Below are 20,612 nucleotides of genomic sequence, written 5' to 3' on the forward strand. Positions count from 1 at the left end.
ATAACTATGAGTTCTACATTATTTTACAGTATTTTACGAAAAAAATTTCCCTTTCAACCTACTGTAAAACAGGATGTTTTTTTTTGGGAAGGTGGCTGAGTTTATAGAAAGTTCTAATAAGAATGAACTGTTTGTATTAAAAGGATATGCGGGTACGGGTAAAACGACTCTAATTTCTACGATAGTAAATCATTTAGCAGAAGTTGAAAAAAAATATGTTTTATTAGCTCCTACAGGTAGAGCTGCGAAGGTAATTACTAATTATTCGGATAAACAAGCTTTTACTATACACAAAAAAATTTATTTTCCTAAGAAAGGAAGTGGAGGAGGGGTTAGTTTTACGATGCAAACTAATAAGCATACTAACACTATTTTTATTGTAGATGAATCATCTATGATTTCCGATGTAGATACAGATTCTAAAATGTATGAAAAAGGATCGTTATTGGATGATTTGATTTCGTATGTATATTCAGGAAAAAATTGTAAAATGATTTTTATAGGTGATACAGCTCAGTTACCACCTGTTAATTTGGATATTTCACCTGCTTTAAATATAGAGACTTTAGGTTTGAATTATGATAAAGAGGTTTATTCTATAGAATTAGATGAAGTCATGCGTCAAGAAACTAATTCAGGTATATTATACAATGCTACTGAATTAAGAGAATTGTTGAAGGAGTCTTTTATTACAAATTTTCAATTTAAGTTAAAAGGATTTAAGGATATTATTAGACTTACAGATGGATATGATATACAAGATGCAATTAATCAGTCTTATAGTAATTATAGTATAGAGGATACAACTTTTATTGTTCGTTCTAATAAAAGAGCCAATCAGTACAATCAGCAGATACGAGCTAAAATTTTGAGTAAAGAGAGTGAGTTGTCTTCGGGAGATTTTTTAATGGTTGTAAAAAATAATTATTTTTGGTTGAAAGATTCAGATGAAGCAGGATTTATTGCAAATGGCGATATTATTGAGGTCTTAGAAATTCGCTCTATAAAGGAATTATATGGTTTTAGATTTGCTATAGTAAAAATAAGAATGGTTGATTATCCCAATCAACGTCCTTTGGATACTATTTTATTATTAAATACTATTACGAGCGAGTCGCCCTCTTTAACATATGAAGAATCTACTCAACTTTATCAAGAAATTATGAAGGATTATGAAAATGAACGGGCACTATATAAAAAATATCAAAAGGTAAAAAGTAATGAATATTTTAATGCACTTCAAGTAAAATTTTCGTATGCTATTACATGTCATAAATCGCAAGGAGGACAATGGAATACAGTTTTTATAGAACAACCTTATTTGTCTGGTGATATAGATAGAGATTTTGTGCGTTGGTTATATACTGCTATGACACGTGCAAAGGATAAATTATATCTGATCGGTTTTAAAGATGAATTTTTTAATAGTTAAGTATTTATAATTTCGTTTTAGTTGTAAAATTTTGGAATAGAATTTGCTGTCGTATATGTTTTTAAAAAAGTTAAAATGAAAATAATAGCCGTAATACCTGCTCGTTATGCTTCAACTCGTTTTCCTGCTAAATTGATGCAAGATTTAGGAGGTAAGAGTGTCATACTTCGTACCTATGAATCTGCTGTAGATGCTCAGTTATTTGATGATGTATTTGTTGTAACAGATTCAGATCTGATTTATAATGAAATTGTGTCTAATGGAGGAAAAGCTATAATGAGTCTCAAAGAGCATGAAAGTGGGAGTGATCGTATAGCAGAAGCTGTTGAAAACTTGGAAGTAGATATAGTAATTAATGTACAAGGAGATGAACCTTTTATTGATGCGGAACCGTTAAAAAGATTATTAAAATTTTTAAAGAAGATGTAAATAGAAAAGTAGATTTAGCTTCTTTAATGTTTGAAATAGAAGATAAAGTAGAAATTGAAAATCCGAATAATGTTAAAGTTATTGTGGATCAACAAGGTTTTGCATTGTATTTTTCACGTTCAATAATTCCTTATCCACGAGAGAAAAATGTAGGAGTTAGGTATATGAAGCATATTGGGATTTATGGTTTTAGAAAAGAGGCTTTAATGGATTTTTACCGTTTACCTATGCTGTCATTAGAAGCTTCAGAAAAATTAGAGCAATTACGTTATTTAGAATATGGTAAACGCATTCGTATGGTTGAAACTACTCATGGAAGCATAGGCATAGATACACCTGAGGATTTAGAAAAAGCAAGAGAATTTATAAAGAAATAAAATAGTATAAATGGTATAAGGACTTTTTTGCATAAATAACAATAAAGTACTAAGTGTCTAAGAAGGTGTTTGAAAAGTCAAAATTTAACGTCTAATCTGTGACTTCGACGAAAGGAGAAGTTGCATTATCAGTACGATTTGCTTCGCCTATTGGAGTAAAACTTTCAGGGCTCCCTTGGTCTAAATGACAAGATTTTGACCTTTTAGGACACCTTCTTTTTATATTTTTATGTTTAATAAAATTAACTAAAGTTCTACAATTCCTTTTATTTTTAAAGGGGTTAGGCCACTTTCCGTATTAATAGCGTTACTTTCTACCATGATTGATTTACGAATAGGTCCTGGATTCATATTGTATTTTACTTCGATTTTTCCAGATTTTCCGGGATCAACAGGGTCTTTAGAAAAAGAAGGAATTGTACATCCACAAGTAGACTGTACATTTTTTATAATAAGTGGAGCATCTCCTGTATTAGTAAATTCAAAAAAACGAATACCGTTATCACTGGACTTACTAATAGTACCATAATCAATTTCATTTGTTTTAAATTCTATTTTAGCTCCACTTTGAGCTTGTAAGGAAAAACTTAATAATGCTAGTATCGTAAAAAATAAAGTTCGCTTCATTTGGTTTAATTTAGAATGGATAAAAATACTTTCTTTTAGGTAAACCTACAAAAAAAAAAATTTAAACTTTTTATTTTTAAGTGGTTTATTTACTTTTGCATAAAAATACAAAAAGTGTACCAAAAAAATACTTCTATTTTTCTACAGGAACGAGTCTGTCTTTTGTGTCAGTAATCCTTAATATTTCGATGTTTTAACTGTATTGCGGTTGTTTTCATTGAAATTATTTAGCTATTCATAACATTTTAAAATTTAAAAATTTAAAAATAAAATTCATAATATGATACCAGCACAATTCGATCCAAAGTCAGTAGAAAAAAAATGGTATGACTATTGGATGGAAAACAAGTATTTCCGTTCTACACCAGACCATAGAAAACCTTATACAATTACTATTCCGCCACCTAATGTAACAGGCGTGTTGCACATGGGACACATGTTAAATAATACTATTCAAGATGTATTAATTCGCCGTGCTCGTTTAAAAGGATTCAACGCTTGTTGGGTTCCGGAACGGATCATGCGTCTATTGCTACCGAAGCTAAAGTGGTTGCTAAATTAAAATCTGAAGGTATTAATAAAAATGATTTATCACGTGAAGATTTTTTAAAACATGCTTGGGAATGGACAGAAAAATATGGAGGAACTATCCTAGAACAATTAAAGCAATTAGGTTGTTCTTGTGATTGGGATCGCACTAAGTTTACTATGGATGATGACATGACAGCTTCGGTTATCAAATCATTTGTGGATTTATATAATAAAGGGATGATTTATCGTGGTTATCGTATGGTAAATTGGGATCCAGAAGCTAAAACTACGCTTTCTGATGAAGAAGTTATTTATGAAGAACGTCAAGGTAAATTATATCATTTAAAATATCAAATTGAAGGAAGTGAAGAATGTGTAATTATAGCAACTACTCGTCCTGAAACTATTCTAGGTGATACGGCCATCTGTATTCATCCAGAAGATGAACGCTACCAACATTTAAAAGGGAAAAAGGCAATTGTACCTATTTGTAATCGTGTTATCCCAATTATTTTCGATGATTATGTGGATATGGAATTTGGAACAGGTTGTTTGAAAGTAACGCCTGCTCACGATGTGAATGATAAAGAATTAGGAGATAAACATAAATTAGAAATTATTGATATTTTTAATGAAGATGCTACTTTGAACTCTTTTGGACTACATTATCAAGGTAAAGATCGTTTTGTTGTACGTGAAGAAATTACAAAGGAATTGGAAATTATTGGTGCTTTATCTAAAGTAGAAAATCACTTAAATAAAGTAGGTACTTCCGAAAGAACCAAAGCAGTTATTGAACCAAGATTATCTGATCAGTGGTTCTTACGAATGGAGGAATTAGTTAAACCAGCTATTAAAGCAGTATTAGAAACAGAAGAAGTAAAATTATATCCTTCTCGTTTTAATAATACGTATCGTCATTGGATGGAAAACATTCGCGATTGGAATATCTCACGTCAGTTATGGTGGGGGCAACAAATTCCAGCTTACTATTATGGTGAAGGGAAGGAAGATTTTGTAGTAGCAGAAACGAAGGAAGAAGCTTTATTATTAGCTCAAAAAGTAACTAATAACGTACAATTAACCATAAAGGATTTAAAGCAAGATCAAGACGCATTAGATACTTGGTTTTCTTCATGGTTATGGCCAATAGCTGTTTTTGGTGGTATGTTAGATGCTGAAAATGAAGATTTTAAATACTATTATCCTACCAATGATTTAGTTACAGGTCCCGATATTTTATTCTTTTGGGTAGCTCGTATGATTATAGCAGGTTATGAGTATGCAGATGCTAAACCGTTCACTAATGTTTATTTAACAGGTTTAGTACGTGATAAACAAGGGCGCAAAATGTCTAAGTCGTTAGGAAATTCACCAGATCCATTAGATTTAATCGAGAAATTTGGAGCTGATGGAGTTCGTTGTGGTTTGTTATTAAGTGCATCTGCTGGTAACGATATTTTGTTTGATGAAGAATTGTGTAATCAAGGGAAAGGATTTGCGAATAAAATATGGAATGCTTTTCGTTTAATCAAAGGTTGGGAAGTAGCAGATATTGAACAACCTGAAGCTTCTAAATCAGCAATTGCTTGGTATGAAGCCAAATTACAAAAAACATTAGCTGAAATAGAAGATAATTTTGAGAAATATAGAATATCCGATGCTTTAATGGCTATTTATAAATTAGTTTGGGATGATTTTTGTTCTTGGTTTTTAGAAATGATTAAACCGAGGTATCAACAACCTATTGATAAAACTACTTTTGATAAAGCAATTGAAATGTTAGAAGCTAACTTAAAATTGTTACATCCGTTTATGCCATTTTTAACAGAAGAAATTTGGCAATATATTGCAGATAGAACTCCTGAAGAAGCATTAATTATTTCTCAATGGCCAGAAGTAAAGCTATATGATGAAAAATTAATTGCAGATTTTGATTTTACAACAGAGGTAATATCAGGAATACGTACTATCCGGAAAGATAAAAATATATCGTTTAAAGATGCTATTGAATTAAAGGTGGTAAATAATGAAAAAGCTTCTACTTTTTTTGACAGCGTAATTACAAAATTAGGAAATATATCTAGTTTAGAATATGTTTCAGAAAAAGTAAATGGAGCGTTATCTTATCGTGTAAAATCAAATGAATTTTTTATTCCAGTAGGCGAGGGGATTGATATTGAGGCTGAAATAAAAAAATTAACAGAAGAGTTAAATTATACGAAAGGTTTTTTAAAATCTGTTCAAGGTAAACTTTCTAATGAAAAATTTGTTTTAGGGGCTCCTGAACAAGTAATTACTAATGAACGTAAAAAAGAAGCGGATGCTTTGGCTAAAATTCTTACTATCGAACAGAGTTTAGCGGGATTAAAATAAAGTTATAACTAATTATCAAAAGCTATCCTATAAAATAAAGGATAGCTTTTTTGTATGTTTTTAATTTGATAATTTGAATTGGTAGATGTAAAAAGTTATTTTTTTAAAAAAAAGAAGTTTTTAGTTTAAATAGCAAACACTTTTATTTTTTTGAAAGAGGACTAATAATTTCAACATTTTGAAAAGCAATGGCTCCTCTTAAAACTCCTGAAATTACATTACGTAAAGCATCTATAATATGAATTTTCAATTCATTTTTTGGGATTAACAAACTCACTTCTCTTGATGGTTTAGGATCTTTAAAATGACGTAATTTTAATTTTTCTTTCTCGGATAAGTCAAGAGTATGTAAATAAGGAAGTAAAGTAACACCTAGTCCTTCGTTTGCTAATCGTATAAGTGTTTCAAAACTACCACTTTCTAATTGAAATTTATTCTCTTTAGATATATTTTTGTTTTGACAAAGATTTAAAATACCATCTCTAAAGCAATGACCATCTTGTAATAACAAAATTTCTTCAACATTTAAATCTTCAATTTCCAATTCCGTTTTGCTAAATTTACTATGACTTTCAGGAACATAAACCATAAAAGGTTCATAGTATAGTACAACTTCTTTAATTTTTTCTTCTTCTAAAGGAGTAGCAGCTATTGCAGCATCTAAATGACCATTTTTTAATTTAGTTATTATTTCAGCTGTATTTAATTCCTCTATAATTAGTTTAACTTTTGGATATTTTTTTATAAAATTATTTAAAAACATAGGTAATAAGGTAGGCATTACCGTTGGTATAATACCAATTCTAAATTCACCTCCTATGAAACCCTTTTCTTGATCAACAATATCCTGAATTCGATCAGCTTCATTTACTATATTCTTAGCTTGCTCTACAATTTTTCTTCCAACTTCAGTAAGTTGAATAGGTTTCTTTGTTCTGTCAAAAATGATAATATCCAGTTCTTCCTCAATTTTTTGAATCTGCATACTCAGTGTAGGTTGCGTTACAAAACATTTTTCAGCTGCTTGTGTAAAATTTTTATGTTCTGCTACAGCCAATACATACTGTAATTGTGTAATAGTCATTTGATAAGGTTTTTTTATACAAATATAAATAGAATCAATTTATTTTATAGTATAAAGTAGTTAAATAAAAATACTTTTGAACTGAAAAGGAATGCTTTATTGAATAAATGATACAATTTAACATTTTGTATTTATTTTGTTGTTAAAGATAAGATTAATCCGTAATGATTAAAAATAATTTTGTCAAAATTTAATAATGAAAAAGAGATAAAAATAATTAAATAACAGACTGAAATGAAAATAAATAACTTAGGATTACCAGTAGAAGAAACAAAAGAATTAACAATTCAATTGAATATGTTATTATCTAATTTTCAAATTTATTATCAAAACCTGAGAGGTTTACATTGGAATATACGTGGAAAAAGATTTTTCGATTTACATCTAAAATTTGAAGAGTTATATAATGATTCACAGCTTAAAATTGATATGATAGCTGAACGCATTTTAACTTTAGGAGCTATACCTTATCATACTTTTGAAGATTATTTAAAAAATAGTGAACTTATAGCTGGTAAAAATATTTCTAATGATGAAAAAGCTATTAAGCTAATTGTAGAATCCATTACGACTTTATTAGTAATAGAACGTAAGATTTTAAAGAACTCAGATATCATAGATGATGAAGGAACTAGCTCTATGATGAGTGATTTTATAAAAGAACAAGAAAAAACCATCTGGATGATGAGTGCATGGTTAGAAGAAACAACTAATTAGTGTTTATCTAAATTTTCATTAAAAGCAGAAGGAAGAAGCTTAGGAATAAATTTTATAAGTATAGGTAATAATAAACTACCTCCGTGTACTAGAAAAATGGTAAGTGAGGGAATTGTTTTACAAATGTCTAATATTTGGTTCTTAACTTTTTTCTTTTCTTCGGGATTAAGTTCCCTTGTGGTAGATTGTGATAATAATATAACGAGTTCTTTGCTTTGTGATAGTTCAATTAAAAGACGTTTCTTATTTCTTTGTATTAATGTTTGAATATTTAAACTAGTTTGGTCATAAAAATGTTTAACAGGATTTGAATAATTAAAATAAGGAATACGTTTTTTGTGAAGACCTAAAAATAGATCCATGTCATTAATACTTTTACTAACAAAAGAATCTGAAAGATTTAATTGATGATTTAAAAGTTTTAAAAAATGACGTTCAGATTCATCCATTTGACCGTCATTCCATAATGCCATATTGGTAAGATCCATGAGGTAGAATTTTTCGTAATCATCTATTAGATAGGAAAGATCAATATTTTCTAAAGTCGTTTTCGTATTTGTTCTGTTAAATTTAGAATAGCGAACAGAAGAATCAAATAATCTTTGCAAAAGATCATCATATACAGATTTTGTAGTTTTCGTATTTAATGCTAATGAAATAACGTTTACAATTATTTCTTCAATTTTTTTTAGATATTTTTTAGGTAAATAACCGTTTTCAATGTATTTTTTGAATGCTAGTACATCAATGAATAATAAAGCATTTGTTACGATATGTGAAAAATTTTTACTAATAATATTATCATTTGTCTTGATACGATTAGAAATGATTTTTTCTAATTTACTTTCAAAACTATCATTTGGTAAAAAAAAGTCAAAAAGCCCAGAATCTATTGGATGTAATTCTTGATAAAATGTAATAATATCTTGAGTAAATTGTATGCTGTTATTATTCTTTTTATGATTTGATAAATTCCAAATAAAGAATTTAGTAAAGCAATTTTTGAAATTTCTTCTATAGTAAGTGAATCAATTTCAATGGGTATAGGTGTTATGAAACAAGTTGTATAACCTACTAAAAAGCCACTGTTTCTAGTAGCTATATAAAAGCTTTCAGAATCAAATATATTAAACTGCTCTTGTGAGGATTGCTCAAAGAAAAATTTGTGTACCCAACCGTGTGCTGATGGATTTATCATGTGACAAATTAATAGAAAAAAAAAAATTGAAACAAATTTATATAATGTAATCTAGTTAACATTTAGTCGTCGTTTTGAAAACTAATTTTGTGTTAATATACTATAGATAATATAAACTATATAATTACAAGAAAAAAGAAAGAATCTTTTTGCAAATAAATAAATTGAATTATAATAAATATGAAAAAAAAATACTTCTTGGATTGTCTTTTTTAATTTTTTCTTGTGAGCAAGAAGGCGTATTAGTAAAACAAAATACAACTCTGAAAGTTAGCGAATCAGCAGTTTTGTTGCAAACAGGAAATTTTTTGCCTACTTCGGGAATTTCAGCTGTAGGTAAAGTAGATTTATTTTTAGATAAAGAACAGTATAAATTAAAATTGTCGGATGTTATGGTATCATCAGGACCAGACCTAAGAGTTTATTTATCTAAATCTGATACAACAAATTCCGTCATTAATCTAGGTAATTTTATGAATAATGAAACAACTACCTATTTAATACCATCGGGAATTAATATAAAAGAATATCGTTATGTTTTAATTCATTGCCAGCAATACGATCATATTTTTGCAACAGCCTTGCTAAAATAATTAATAATAAAAAAAATAAACAATAAACAATAAACAAATAATCAATAAATAACACAAAAGTATGAATGCTAAAATAAAAATTACACTATTCTTATTATTAGGTGTTGGTGCCCAATCTTTAACAGCACAAGGATGTAGCGATGCTGGATTTTGTTCTGTAGGAAATCCTTTTAAAACTACAAATAAAGATGTAAAAAACTATATAGAGCTTAATGCAGGTTATGGTTTAGGTGAACAAAATGTAAATATTTTATCATCGCATTTAGCTTATACGCGCTTATTTACAGACAAATTTGCTATGAATGTAAAAATTACAGGTTTAGCAGCAAGTGGAGATTTTGGAAAAAGAGCCAATGTAGGAGATTTATTTGTAACAGCCAATTATAGATTAAATGATTCAGACCAATTAAAATGGTCAGGATTATTAGGAGTAAAAATTCCGTTGACAAATGCGAATGATAAAATTAGTAATATTTCTTTACCTATGCCTTATCAGTCAAGTTTAGGAACCTATGATATAATAGGTGGTATTGAAGCAGGACTAAAAAAATGGGATTTTAATTTAGCAGCTCAAATACCATTAAATGACAATAAAAATTCTTACTTAAGTAATTTATCTCCAACGCAAGAATTTGTTTCCTCTAACTTATTGCATAGAAAACCAGATGTATTATTTAGATCGAGTTATAAAATATTGTTGGCAAATGAGCAATTAACATTAAAACCTAATTTATTATTTATTTACCATTTAGGAAATGATTCATATATAGATCAATTTAATCAAAAAGTTACAATAGCCAATTCCAATGGTTTAACACTTAATGGAAATATTATTGCAAATTATAAGTTGGGTGCTAATAGTAGTATCGAAACATCTTTAGCAGCTCCGTTTGTAATACGTCAAGTTCGTCCTGATGGTTTAACTAGAACATTTACTTTTGGTGTAACATTTAAACAAGGATTTTAATAAAATGCGAAGTTTAATTATTTTAGCCTGTGGTGCAGTAAGTACTAGTTTTGGACAAAAAGTAATTTCTGAAATTTCATATAAAGAAGAAAAACAACCATTAGAGTATGTTTATTTACCTAACCAAGATAAAGTTGTTATAATTCAAGGAAAGCCCGTAAATAAAGTATATAAAAATGAAATACAGGATATATGGGCTTTAGATAAAGATGGATTTACACAAAAATTAATTTCAAATGAAAGATTAGCCAATTGTGTTTTTTCACCAATAGAAACCGCTTTTTTAATAGGTAAAATTTCAGATAAAAATGAGTTTCCAAAAGAATACAAACTTAATTTAGATGGTTCCTCAAGTAATTTTTTTAAGATTAATGAAAACTTTAGATATTTTAATGATATCTATGGACTTTCAATAGTTAATCAAAAAAACAGCGAAAAAGTCGACCTTAAAAATGATGATTTATTTTTAAAAGTAGTCGATTTGTTTTCAGGTCAAGCAACTCAAAATAAGTTAATTAAGCCTGATTTGAATAAAATTGAAAATAAAACAACAACTGTTTATTCAGAAGGAGTAAATTTTGATGTTCGTATAAATGAAGATAATATTAGTTTTATTACCAAATCAATCAATAAAAACTATAAATCAGCAACAATTTATAGAAGCGTATATGATTTGAATGGAACTAAAATTGGTGATTTTTCATACCTAATAGATGTACCTAAATATTTTTTATTATTTGCTGACAATGGAGGTGGTACAATAATTGATGATAAAAAAAATAAAAAACTTTCTGAATTAGCAATAAATAATTACGTAATTGATAAAAGTACAGGACATGTATATGTATTTGGTATTTTTGGAAATGAACCAAAAGAATTAGGTGAAAATACTAATATACCATTAGGATTATATGTATTTAAATTTGATACTAAAGGAAAATTAATTTGGGAATCAGTACAAGAAATAACAGACATAACAGGTTTTAATCAAAGACAAGATAGCTCTAATATCAACTTGTCATTACGAATACGCAAAGATGAGGTCTTATGTACTGTAAGTTCAAAAGATTTGAATTATTCAGATGTAATTGCAATACAAAATGATACAGGAGAAAAAAGATCAGATCATTTTTTAAAATTTAATTCAGATCAAAATGGTATTTACGAAAATGGAATACGATCTAATTTAATTATAGATCTATTCAAAGAATTTAGAATGGATAAAGAAACCCTTTATTTTATAAATAGTTCAGAATCATTGCGAAAATATCTAAACTCATTAGATAAAACAAAAACATTATTTTTCAAAAGTTATATCGCTAAAAAAGGCTTTTGGTTAATAGAAACGGATAATGCTTCGTATAGTAAAGTGTTATTTTTTAGTTAAGTTTGTTTGATTAGGTGCTCATAAATTGAGCACCTTTTTCGTTCTTAATTAAAAATATTAAGTTTTAAAAAATGACAATACTATGTTAAGAAATTGATAGATGTAACCTAGTTTACATTTAACAAATTTGAACACACTTACCTTTGGTATACAATATAAAAGAACCACTATGATTACGATTTTAAAAAAAAGTATTCTCTTTTTACTACTTACTATGTTAAACAGTATGAATGCTCAAAACGGAAAAATAAAAAACCCATATTATTCTCATACAGCTACTGATAAATTAAAATTGAGTGACAAAGAATGGAAGTCTATTTTATCAGAAGATTTGTATTTAGTATCTAGAAAAGCACATACAGAAGCTTCCTTTACAGGAAAATATTGGAATTATACAGGAAAAGGAACTTATTATTGTGCCGCTTGTGGAAATACATTATTTCGATCAGACGCTAAATTTGCAAGCTCATGTGGATGGCCTAGTTTTTTTGAACAAGTAAATAAAAAAAGTATCGTTTTTAAAGATGATAAGTCACATGGAATGAGTAGAATAGAAGCCTTATGTAGTCGTTGTGATGGCCATTTAGGTCATTTATTTGATGATGGTCCAGAACCTACTGGGAAACGCTATTGTATGAATTCAATAGCTTTAGATTTTGAACCCGATTCTAAAATAAAAAAATAAAAATATGAAAAAGACAATCATTATTTTAATCAGTTTTTTTAACATGATAGTTGCAGCTCAAACAAAAAAAAATAATATTGAAACCATTACATTAGGAGGTGGTTGTTTTTGGTGTATTGAAGCTGTTTTTGATAATCTAGATGGTGTTATTTCAGCTGAATCGGGATATTCAGGAGGAACTATTCTAAATCCTACCTATCAAGAAGTGTCTACAGGAGAAACAGGTTTTGCGGAAGTAGTTCAGGTAAAATACGATACGACAAAAACTAATTTAGATGAAATTTTTAAAATATTCTTTACAGTACACGATCCCACCACTCTAAATCGGCAAGGTGCAGATGTAGGATCTCAATATCGTTCTGTTATTTTTTATGCTAATGAAAACCAAAAAAATAAAGCAAAAGATTTATTGGCAGCATTAGAAAAATCAAAAGCATATAGAGCTAAAATTGTAACTACATTAGAGCCATTTAAAGGCTTCACAAAAGCTGAAAATTATCACCAAAATTATTACGAAAATAATAAGACTAAAAGTTACTGTCAATATGTTATTCAACCCAAATTAGAAAAATTTGAAAAAGTTTTTAAAGAGCGTTTAAAGAAAAAATAAGAATGTTTAAGATTTAGTATAACTCATTTTTTATTTAACCCAAATTACACATTCGACTTAGTAGTGAAAATGAAAGGGGAAGGATAAAAAAATGCAAAACCATTTTCTTATAAATCTAGAAAAAAATGTAATCTCACTAAAGGGAAAATTCTTATAAGCAATAGTATGTTATTTCTCCTTTTGTATAAACGATAAGATGGCTAACTTTTGAATCAATCTAATATGAATATACAATAAACACCCTTTTTAGAGTTAAATTCCTTATTTACTTGTAATAAATTTCTAACGCCATATCCGGGTTAATCCCAAATATGGCGTTAGACTTCGTTGTGAAACAAAAAAAAATTAGAAGAAGAAAAAAGGATATAAATAAAAAAACTACCTAGCCCCTAGTTCAATAACTTCTAATTCCTTAATAGATTCATCATCAATAACAAAACGTAACATAGTTCGCATTTGATGAAAACCACTTTTACCACAAGCTCCGGGATTCATGTGCAAAAGATTTAATTTTTTATCATATTGGACTTTTAGAATATGAGAATGACCACAAATAAATAATTTAGGAGGATTTTTATAGAGCTCTTCTTTAATTTCAGGATTATACTTATTAGGATAACCGCCAATGTGTGTAATTAAAACATCTACTTTTTCACAATAAAAGCGATTGTGTAGAGGGAATTCCATTCGAGCATTTGTGCCATCAATATTACCATAAACAGCACGTAATGGTTTGTATTTTTTTAGAGTATCCGTAACGATTAGATTTCCTATATCTCCAGCATGCCAGACTTCATCTGCCCAATTTACATGTTTTAATATAGATTCATCTATGTGTCCATGAGTATCCGATAGTAATAAAATTTTTTTCATTTAAAGGAAAAAATAAAGATTAATTCAGAAAAAGAAGGTGATAATTTGTGTACATAATCTTCCTTAATTCCAAAATATTTTCAGGATCAAATATATAAAATCATTAAATTTGAAAGGAATAAAAACAAACGATAATTAAAAAAAATAGCAATAAATGAATAAGCTATTTTTTTAATCTGTTTAAGATTTAAAAATGAAAAAAGTATATTTAGATAACGCTTCTACAACAGAATTATATCCTGAGGTTATTACAGAAATGACCCGAATATTAAGCACTCAATACGGAAATCCATCATCTTCTCATCAAATAGGAAGAGAAGCAAAAAATGAACTTGAATTAGCTCGGAAAACAATTGCAAAAAATCTTAAATGTAATGCGCAAGAAATTATTTTTACATCTTGTGCAACAGAAGCTAATAATTTAATCCTTCGTTCTGCAATAAAAACTTTAGGCGTAAAAAGAATTATTACTACTAAAATAGAACATCATGCCGTTTTGCATACAGTAAAAGTGTTGCAAAAAGAAATGGAAATACAAGTAGATTTCGTTTCTATTAATCCAGATGGAACAATTAATTATAGTCATTTAGAAGAATTATTACGTTATGATATAAAAACCCTAATTTCATTAATGCACGTTAATAATGAAATAGGAACGGTTTTAGATCTAAAAAAAGTGGCTGATTTAGCTAAAAAAAAACAAGGCCTATTTTCATACAGATGCAGTCCAAGGTATAGGCAAAACAGTTGTAGATTTATCAACTATTTCAATTGATTTTTTAGTAGCTAGTGCACATAAATTTCATGGTCCTAAAGGAGTTGGTTTTCTATTCATTAAAAAAAATATTGTTTTAGAACCCCTATTTTATGGAGGAGAGCAAGAAAAAGGACTTAGAGCTGGTACCGAAAGTATTCATAATATAGTAGGAATGGCAAAAGCCTTAGAAATTTCATTAACCAATTTAGAAACCAACAAAGAATATATTAAAGGATTAAAAGACTATTTAATCAAACAATTTCAAAATCATTTTTCAGAAAGTATTTTTGTTGGAAATCCTGAATTAACTCAACATAACATTGTAAATATCATCTTACCATTAGATGAAAATAAATCAGGAATGATTGTCTTTTTAATGGATATGAATGGTATAGCTATTTCTAGAGGGAGTGCTTGCCAATCAGGAAGTTCAAAACCTTCACATGTTTTAGAAGCATTTATTTCAAATGACCATTTGAGAAGACCTAATATTCGAATTTCATTTTCTAAATATAATACTCTAGAAGATATTGATTGTTTAATTGAAGCTATTAAAAAAATATGAAAAAAATAATGCTTATTCTCGTTTTACCCTTGCTAAGTCAAGCACAAGAGTTTGATATCCAAGGACATCGAGGGTGCCGAGGATTACTTCCCGAAAATTCAATACAGGCAATGAAAAAAGCGATTGATTTAGGAGTTACTACCCTAGAAATGGATGTTGTAATAAGTAAAGATAAAGAAGTTTTATTATCACATGAGCCATTTTTATCATGCGAAATATGTTTAGATAAAATGAATCAGACTATTGAAGAATCCAAAGAACAGTCTTTTAATTTGTTTCAAATGAATTATGATGAAATAAAAAAATATGATTGTGGGAGCAAAATTCATCCTAGATTTTTAGAACAAGAAAAAATAAAAACACATAAGCCTTTATTAAATGAAGTAATTGATTTTGTTGAAGATTATATTCAAAAAAAATACCCAGAAAGAAAAATTTTTTATAACATAGAAACAAAGTCAGATCCCAAAGGAGATGATATATTCCATCCGTTACCAAATGAATTTGTAGACTTATTGATTGGAGTCTTAAAAGATAAAAATATTACAGATAAAACGTATATTCAGTCTTTTGATGTTAGAACTTTACAATATTTGCATCAAAAATATGCTGAAATTAAAACAGTTCTTTTAGTCGAAAATAAATTTTCTATTAATAAAAATTTAAAAAAATTAGGTTTTAAACCAACTGTTTATAGTCCAGAATTTATTTTGTTAGATAAACAAAAAGTAGACTTTTTGCACGCAAAAATATAAAAGTAATTCCTTGGACAGTTAATAAAAAGGAAGAAATGGAAAAGGTAATTTCGTATGGAGTAGATGGGCTAATTTCAGATTATCCGAACCGCTATTTTGAGTTAAAAAAATAAAATTCTTCCCATCTAAGTTCAAAATAATATAAGTTATCTTTTATTTTGAACTTAGAAGGAAGAAATAATCTCTTTATTTTTTATAAAAAGGTAGCTTAACTACTTTTGCAGCAACATCTTTATTTCTAATTCGAATAAAAATTTCAGTCTCAGGAGCAGATAAAGTTGAAGGAACGTACCCCATACCAATTCCTTTGTTTAAAGAAGGCGATTGTGTACCCGATGTTACAACACCAATAACAGTTCCATTAGCATCTACAATTTCATAATCATGACGAGGAATACCTCTTTCTAATAATTCAAAACCAACTAATTTGCGTGTTATCCCTTCCTCTTTTTGCTTTTTTAAGTTTAAAGAATTTGTAAATTCTTTTTCAAATTTTGTAATCCATCCTAAACCTGCTTCAAGAGGAGATGTTGTATCATTAATATCATTTCCGTATAAGCAAAAACCCATTTCTAAGCGTAAAGTATCGCGTGCAGCCAGTCCAATAGGTTTAATACCAAAAGAGGCACCTGCTTCAAAAACTTTATTCCAAATAATTTCTGCATCTTCATTTTTGAAATAAATTTCAAACCCTCCAGAACCTGTATAACCAGTAGCAGACACAATTACGTCATGTACACCTGCAAATTCACCCATTTGAAAAGTGTAATAGCCCATATTAGCTAAATCAATTGAAGTTAGACTTTGCATAGCTTCAGCCGCTTTAGGACCTTGAATAGCTAACAATGAATAAGCATCAGAATGATTTTCCATTGTAACTCCTAAATCATTATGTGACGAAATCCAGTTCCAATCTTTTTCAATATTAGAAGCATTTACCACTAGCATATAATGATTGTCCGCTATTTTGTATACGATTAAGTCATCTACAATACCTCCTTCATTGTTTGGTAAGCATGAATATTGTGCTTTACCATTAACTAATTTAGAAGCATCGTTTGAAGTTACCTTTTGGATTAATGCTAAAGCATTTTCTCCTTTAAGAAAAAACTCACCCATGTGAGAAACATCAAATACACCTACGCCATTACGAACCGTTTCGTGTTCAATATTTACACCTTCGTATTGTACAGGCATATTAAATCCTGCAAAAGGAACCATCTTAGCTCCTAAATTCTCGTGAATATGAGTTAATGCTGTGTTTTTCATTTTAAAGTAGTTTGTAAAAAATTGATTGCAAAATTAAGGTTTTTAAATAAAAGTTTGGTGTTATTATTATCTCAAATAGCGTAAAAAATGTTTTATTTCTTCGTTTTTATTCCTTTCGAACACATTTAATTTTTATTTATACTACTCAGATAACAAAGCGAAATAATAAGAATAGAATAATTTTATTTAAAAAAAGAACTTATAATTGAAAAGAATAGGACAAAAGGAATATTTTGTTACACGTGTTTGTAACTACATTTAAATAGGAACTATTTTTTTATTTGAAATAACAAACTTCTTTTTGAAATTTAATCTTTTTATGGAATTTTGGGCAACAAATTTTAGAATAAAATGGACACTACTCATTATATTTCTTCCGATGTATTTTCATTAGAAACATTACAAGAAATCATTTCGCAAAATCAAAAATTAGCATTGTCAGAAGAAGCACGATTAAATATTGTAAAATGTCGTGAATATTTAGATAAAAAAATGAATGAAAATAAAGAACCAATTTATGGTATAAATACAGGTTTTGGTTCTTTATGTAATGTAAAAATTTCAAATGAAAATTTATCGAAACTTCAAGAAAATCTAATGAAATCACATGCTTGTGGAACAGGGGATGAAGTCCCACAGGAAATTGTGAAAATTATGTTGTTGTTAAAAGTTAAATCTTTAAGTTACGGACACTCAGGAGTGCAATTAGCAACAGTAGAACGATTGATAGATTTTTATAATAATGATATTTTTCCTATAGTTTATACCCAAGGATCATTAGGTGCTTCGGGAGATTTAGCCCCTTTAGCTCATTTATGTTTACCTTTAATAGGGGAAGGGGAAGTGTACGTAGACGGATTTCGCCAGCCAGCAATGAAAGTACTTGAAAAAATGAATTGGCAACCTATTATTTTACAATCGAAAGAAGGGTTGGCATTGCTAAATGGTACACAGTTTATGAGTGCTTATGGCAGCTATCTTCTATTAAAAGCATTAAAGTATAGTTACCTTGCGGATGTAATAGCAGCCATTTCATTAGAAGGTTTTGACGGTAGAATCGAACCATTTAATGATTTAATTCACATGGTTCGACCTCATAAAGGACAAATTGTGACTGCTCAACGTTTTCAAGAATTATTAGAGGGTAGTCAAATTATTGCACAACCCAAAAAACAGGTACAAGATCCTTATTCTTTCCGTTGTATTCCACAAGTACACGGTGCTTCAAAAGATACAATTGATTATGTGAAAAAAGTTTTTAAAACTGAAATTAATTCAGTTACTGATAACCCTAATATTTTTGTAGAAGAAGATTTAATTATTTCAGGAGGAAACTTTCATGGTCAGCCTTTAGCTTTGGTTTTAGATTTTCTTGGTATGGCTTTAGCTGAATTAGGAAATATTTCAGAAAGAAGAACTTATCAATTAATTTCAGGTTTACGCGACTTGCCCGCTTTTTTAGTGACGGATCCGAGATTAAATTCAGGATTTATGATTCCACAGTATACTGCCGCTAGTATTGTAAGTCAAAACAAACAGTTAACAACTCCAGCTAGTACAGATAGTATAGTTTCTAGTAATGGACAAGAAGATCATGTTTCTATGGGGGCTAATGCAGCAACTAAGTGCTTTAAGATAATGGAAAATCTAGAGCGTATTTTGGCCATTGAACTAATGAATGCTTCACAAGCCATAGATTTCAGAAAACCTTTAAAAACGAGTGATTTTTTAGAAAGTTTCTTGAAATTATACAGAGAAGAAGTTCCTCTTGTAAAAGAAGATAGAATATTACATTATGATATTGAAAAATCAATAGCCTTTTTATCTAGTTTTTATGTAGAAGATTTAGAATAGAAGTGATTTGATTTTTTTAAACAAAAGTAAAAAATAAAGGTTTTGTTCCGTAATTTCGACTTTTTTGCATTGCGTTAGGCTTATGTACTAAAAAATAGTAGAATAAGGAGAAGATAAAGATTATTTGGAAGTCAAAAGAAGACGTTTAGAGCATTATAGAAAATAGAAAAAGAAGGTGTCCTAAAAGTATCACCCTTTCATTTCGGTCATAGGGAGAAATCACATGATACTGATAATGTGACTTCTCCCGTTGCTGAAGTGATAGACTAGATGTTAAATTTTGACTTTTCAGACACCCTCTTTGATTAAATATAGATTTTTATTAGTATTTTAATTGAACTTTTAATTCAAATTCGTCATCAATCGCTTTGTCTGCTAAAGCACCAAAGTTTTTAGAAGCATATTTTACATCATATTTAGTTCGGTCTACCATTAGGGTTGCATTTGCAACACCTTTATTCGTTATTAGATCAAATTTGATAGGATTTGTAATCCCTTTTATAGTTAAATCAGCTTCTACAGCATACATATTGGTAGATTTTTTTCCGATTTTTTTGAACACCAAAGTTGAAGTAGGAAATTTATCAACAGCAAAAAAGTCACCATCTTTAAGGTGTATGTCTAGTTTGTTTTTCCATTCACCTTGTAAATCTAAAGTGTTAATAGTAGTCATGTCTACCGTAAAATTTCCTCCTTTTAATTCTTTACCATTAAAAATTAATTGACCTTCTTTTAGTTTTATATCTCCATCATGTTGACCGCCAAATTTTTTGGCTAACCATAAAACTTTACTTTTTGATGCGTCTACTTTTTTTGAAGTTTGAGCACTGGTAGTAAAAATACCACCTACAGTTACTAATATTGCTAAGGCAAAAGATTTTAAAATTTTCATTTTCATTTTAGTTTTAGATATTAATAAATAATTCTTCGTTTGATTTTCTTACTTTTTTATTATACTGAGTTATGTCTTCTTCATGTCTATAACCTATAGTTGCGACTAAACTTGCATTTAAATTTTGAGAATTTAAATGCAGTATTTCATTGTATTTATCCGCTTCAAAACCTTCCATAGGAGTTACATCTATTTTTAGTTCTGCAGCAGCATTTAACAGATTACCAAGAGCCAAATAAGTTTGTTTAGAAGTCCAAAAAGCTTGTTCACTAGTAGTTAAGCTCAAAATTTTACTTTTCATAAAATCAGCATAACCAGCTAAATTTTCTTGTGATATCTCTCTAATGTCGCTTATTCTTTTTATGTAATTCTCAATAATAGTTTCATCTAAATTAGTATAGTTAGCAAAAACGAATAGATGAGAAGCATCTGTTATTTGTGATTGATTCCAAGAATATGCTTTTAATTCTTCACGAATTATTGGATTATCAATGATTAGTACCTTATAAGGTTGAAGACCATAAGAAGAAGTGCTTAATCGAATAGCCTCTTTTAATATGTTTAAATCAGATTCATTTACTTTCTTAGAAGAATCAAATTTTTGGTGGCATATCGCCAATTTTGGTGTTCAATA

The 20,612-nt window shown here is 28.7% G+C and carries 19 protein-coding genes and 3 pseudogenes; 14 read left to right on the forward strand and 8 right to left on the reverse strand.

Going from position 1 to position 20,612, the window contains the following annotated elements:
* Positions 1-6: 6 nt before the first annotated feature.
* Together JJC05_RS14630 and kdsB are read left to right on the forward strand one after the other, a co-directional pair.
* Positions 7-1,432: pseudogene (locus JJC05_RS14630) on the forward strand (ATP-dependent DNA helicase).
* A 75-nt stretch (positions 1,433-1,507) separates the two neighbouring features.
* A pseudogene (gene kdsB / locus JJC05_RS14635) lies at positions 1,508-2,238 on the forward strand (3-deoxy-manno-octulosonate cytidylyltransferase).
* A 246-nt stretch (positions 2,239-2,484) separates the two neighbouring features.
* On the opposite strand, the gene JJC05_RS14640 reads toward kdsB, so the two are convergent.
* On the reverse strand, positions 2,485-2,865 hold the full coding sequence (locus tag JJC05_RS14640; RefSeq protein ID WP_088394521.1) for a DUF1573 domain-containing protein: 381 nt from the start codon (positions 2,863-2,865) through the stop codon (positions 2,485-2,487).
* A gap of 280 nt (positions 2,866-3,145) precedes the next feature.
* Between JJC05_RS14640 and JJC05_RS14645 the strand changes: the two are divergent.
* Positions 3,146-5,772 (forward strand): annotated as a pseudogene (locus JJC05_RS14645) (valine--tRNA ligase).
* Between the two features lie 142 nt (positions 5,773-5,914).
* Here JJC05_RS14645 and JJC05_RS14650 read toward each other — a convergent pair.
* On the reverse strand, positions 5,915-6,856 hold the full coding sequence (locus JJC05_RS14650) for a LysR substrate-binding domain-containing protein (RefSeq protein WP_105196888.1): 942 nt from the start codon (positions 6,854-6,856) through the stop codon (positions 5,915-5,917).
* Between the two features lie 234 nt (positions 6,857-7,090).
* On the opposite strand from JJC05_RS14650, the gene JJC05_RS14655 reads away from it, so the two are divergent.
* Positions 7,091-7,573 carry a Dps family protein gene (locus tag JJC05_RS14655; RefSeq protein ID WP_105196889.1) on the forward strand — a complete coding sequence of 161 codons (483 nt, stop codon included), beginning with the start codon at positions 7,091-7,093 and terminating at the stop codon, positions 7,571-7,573.
* Here JJC05_RS14655 and JJC05_RS14660 read toward each other — a convergent pair.
* Together JJC05_RS14660 and JJC05_RS17675 are read right to left on the reverse strand one after the other, a co-directional pair.
* Positions 7,570-8,553: an LETM1-related biofilm-associated protein gene (locus JJC05_RS14660; RefSeq protein WP_309597489.1), complete on the reverse strand. Its 984-nt coding sequence runs from the start codon at positions 8,551-8,553 to the stop codon at positions 7,570-7,572. The two genes, JJC05_RS14655 and JJC05_RS14660, sit on opposite strands and share 4 nt — an antisense overlap.
* Complete coding sequence (locus JJC05_RS17675) at positions 8,463-8,771, reverse strand: hypothetical protein (RefSeq protein ID WP_258929282.1); 309 nt, start codon at positions 8,769-8,771, stop codon at positions 8,463-8,465. The genes JJC05_RS14660 and JJC05_RS17675 overlap by 91 nt, the downstream gene beginning before the upstream one ends.
* A gap of 149 nt (positions 8,772-8,920) precedes the next feature.
* On the opposite strand from JJC05_RS17675, the gene JJC05_RS14665 reads away from it, so the two are divergent.
* The 5 genes from JJC05_RS14665 to msrA all read left to right on the forward strand — a co-directional run bounded on the left by JJC05_RS14665 (position 8,921) and on the right by msrA (position 13,013).
* Positions 8,921-9,364, forward strand: a complete 444-nt coding sequence (locus JJC05_RS14665; protein WP_235877710.1) for a DM13 domain-containing protein — start codon at positions 8,921-8,923, stop codon at positions 9,362-9,364.
* Positions 9,365-9,425: 61 nt separating this feature from the next.
* Positions 9,426-10,331, forward strand: coding sequence for a hypothetical protein (locus JJC05_RS14670; protein ID WP_105196892.1), 906 nt, complete (start codon positions 9,426-9,428; stop codon positions 10,329-10,331).
* Positions 10,332-10,335: 4 nt separating this feature from the next.
* The gene (locus JJC05_RS14675; protein ID WP_105196893.1) at positions 10,336-11,718 is read left to right on the forward strand and encodes a hypothetical protein; all 1,383 of its coding nucleotides are present in this window, start codon (positions 10,336-10,338) and stop codon (positions 11,716-11,718) included.
* Positions 11,719-11,932: 214 nt separating this feature from the next.
* Complete coding sequence (msrB, locus tag JJC05_RS14680) at positions 11,933-12,403, forward strand: peptide-methionine (R)-S-oxide reductase MsrB (RefSeq protein WP_240668930.1); 471 nt, start codon at positions 11,933-11,935, stop codon at positions 12,401-12,403.
* A gap of 4 nt (positions 12,404-12,407) precedes the next feature.
* The gene (gene msrA / locus JJC05_RS14685) at positions 12,408-13,013 is read left to right on the forward strand and encodes a peptide-methionine (S)-S-oxide reductase MsrA (RefSeq protein WP_088394914.1); all 606 of its coding nucleotides are present in this window, start codon (positions 12,408-12,410) and stop codon (positions 13,011-13,013) included.
* A gap of 378 nt (positions 13,014-13,391) precedes the next feature.
* On the opposite strand, the gene JJC05_RS14690 is transcribed toward msrA, so the two are convergent.
* Complete coding sequence (locus JJC05_RS14690) at positions 13,392-13,886, reverse strand: metallophosphoesterase family protein (protein ID WP_105196895.1); 495 nt, start codon at positions 13,884-13,886, stop codon at positions 13,392-13,394.
* 193 nt (positions 13,887-14,079) lie between these two features.
* Between JJC05_RS14690 and JJC05_RS18520 the strand changes: the two genes are divergently transcribed.
* From JJC05_RS18520 to JJC05_RS14705, 4 genes are read left to right on the forward strand one after another with little or no spacing between them, the layout of a single operon-like run.
* A complete protein-coding gene (locus JJC05_RS18520) occupies positions 14,080-14,661 on the forward strand; it encodes a cysteine desulfurase family protein (RefSeq protein ID WP_309597351.1) in 582 nt (193 codons plus the stop codon).
* On the forward strand, positions 14,621-15,208 hold the full coding sequence (locus JJC05_RS18525; protein ID WP_309597490.1) for a cysteine desulfurase family protein: 588 nt from the start codon (positions 14,621-14,623) through the stop codon (positions 15,206-15,208). Before JJC05_RS18520 ends, JJC05_RS18525 begins: the two co-directional genes overlap by 41 nt.
* Entirely contained in the window at positions 15,205-15,963 is a 759-nt protein-coding gene (locus tag JJC05_RS14700) for a glycerophosphodiester phosphodiesterase family protein (protein ID WP_235877712.1), read from the forward strand. Before JJC05_RS18525 ends, JJC05_RS14700 begins: the two co-directional genes overlap by 4 nt.
* A 5-nt stretch (positions 15,964-15,968) precedes the next feature.
* The gene (locus JJC05_RS14705; RefSeq protein ID WP_258929727.1) at positions 15,969-16,076 is read left to right on the forward strand and encodes a glycerophosphodiester phosphodiesterase family protein; all 108 of its coding nucleotides are present in this window, start codon (positions 15,969-15,971) and stop codon (positions 16,074-16,076) included.
* A gap of 73 nt (positions 16,077-16,149) precedes the next feature.
* On the opposite strand, the gene gcvT is transcribed toward JJC05_RS14705, so the two are convergent.
* Positions 16,150-17,232 carry a glycine cleavage system aminomethyltransferase GcvT gene (gene gcvT, locus JJC05_RS14710; protein ID WP_235877714.1) on the reverse strand — a complete coding sequence of 361 codons (1,083 nt, stop codon included), beginning with the start codon at positions 17,230-17,232 and terminating at the stop codon, positions 16,150-16,152.
* 351 nt (positions 17,233-17,583) lie between these two features.
* Here gcvT and hutH point away from each other — a divergent pair, with 351 nt between their 5' ends.
* Positions 17,584-19,086, forward strand: a complete 1,503-nt coding sequence (gene hutH, locus JJC05_RS14715) for a histidine ammonia-lyase (RefSeq protein WP_235877716.1) — start codon at positions 17,584-17,586, stop codon at positions 19,084-19,086.
* 322 nt (positions 19,087-19,408) lie between these two features.
* On the opposite strand, the gene JJC05_RS14720 is transcribed toward hutH, so the two are convergent.
* Positions 19,409-19,978 (reverse strand): YceI family protein, encoded by a 570-nt coding sequence (locus JJC05_RS14720; RefSeq protein WP_105196906.1) that lies wholly within the window; start codon positions 19,976-19,978, stop codon positions 19,409-19,411.
* A 13-nt stretch (positions 19,979-19,991) separates the two neighbouring features.
* On the reverse strand, positions 19,992-20,597 hold the full coding sequence (locus JJC05_RS14725) for an NAD(P)H-dependent oxidoreductase (RefSeq protein ID WP_309597352.1): 606 nt from the start codon (positions 20,595-20,597) through the stop codon (positions 19,992-19,994).
* Positions 20,598-20,612: the final 15 nt, after the last annotated feature.

Source organism: Flavobacterium davisii, from assembly GCF_019565505.1.
GTDB classification, from domain to species: Bacteria; Bacteroidota; Bacteroidia; order Flavobacteriales; family Flavobacteriaceae; genus Flavobacterium; species Flavobacterium davisii.

What these genes read in the sequence shown, in the direction of transcription:
- JJC05_RS14655 (WP_105196889.1), top strand. Translation starts at nt 7,091, where the DNA reads ATGAAAATAAATAACTTAGGATTACCAGTAGAAGAAACAAAAGAATTA.
- JJC05_RS14670 (WP_105196892.1), top strand. Translation starts at nt 9,426, where the DNA reads ATGAATGCTAAAATAAAAATTACACTATTCTTATTATTAGGTGTTGGT.
- hutH (WP_235877716.1), top strand. Translation starts at nt 17,584, where the DNA reads ATGGACACTACTCATTATATTTCTTCCGATGTATTTTCATTAGAAACA.
- JJC05_RS14700 (WP_235877712.1), top strand. Translation starts at nt 15,205, where the DNA reads ATGAAAAAAATAATGCTTATTCTCGTTTTACCCTTGCTAAGTCAAGCA.
- JJC05_RS14640 (WP_088394521.1), bottom strand. Translation starts at nt 2,865, where the DNA reads ATGAAGCGAACTTTATTTTTTACGATACTAGCATTATTAAGTTTTTCC.
- JJC05_RS14650 (WP_105196888.1), bottom strand. Translation starts at nt 6,856, where the DNA reads ATGACTATTACACAATTACAGTATGTATTGGCTGTAGCAGAACATAAA.
- msrA (WP_088394914.1), top strand. Translation starts at nt 12,408, where the DNA reads ATGAAAAAGACAATCATTATTTTAATCAGTTTTTTTAACATGATAGTT.
- JJC05_RS14690 (WP_105196895.1), bottom strand. Translation starts at nt 13,886, where the DNA reads ATGAAAAAAATTTTATTACTATCGGATACTCATGGACACATAGATGAA.
- JJC05_RS18520 (WP_309597351.1), top strand. Translation starts at nt 14,080, where the DNA reads ATGAAAAAAGTATATTTAGATAACGCTTCTACAACAGAATTATATCCT.
- JJC05_RS14675 (WP_105196893.1), top strand. Translation starts at nt 10,336, where the DNA reads ATGCGAAGTTTAATTATTTTAGCCTGTGGTGCAGTAAGTACTAGTTTT.
- msrB (WP_240668930.1), top strand. Translation starts at nt 11,933, where the DNA reads ATGTTAAACAGTATGAATGCTCAAAACGGAAAAATAAAAAACCCATAT.
- JJC05_RS17675 (WP_258929282.1), bottom strand. Translation starts at nt 8,771, where the DNA reads ATGATAAATCCATCAGCACACGGTTGGGTACACAAATTTTTCTTTGAG.
- JJC05_RS14720 (WP_105196906.1), bottom strand. Translation starts at nt 19,978, where the DNA reads ATGAAAATTTTAAAATCTTTTGCCTTAGCAATATTAGTAACTGTAGGT.
- gcvT (WP_235877714.1), bottom strand. Translation starts at nt 17,232, where the DNA reads ATGAAAAACACAGCATTAACTCATATTCACGAGAATTTAGGAGCTAAG.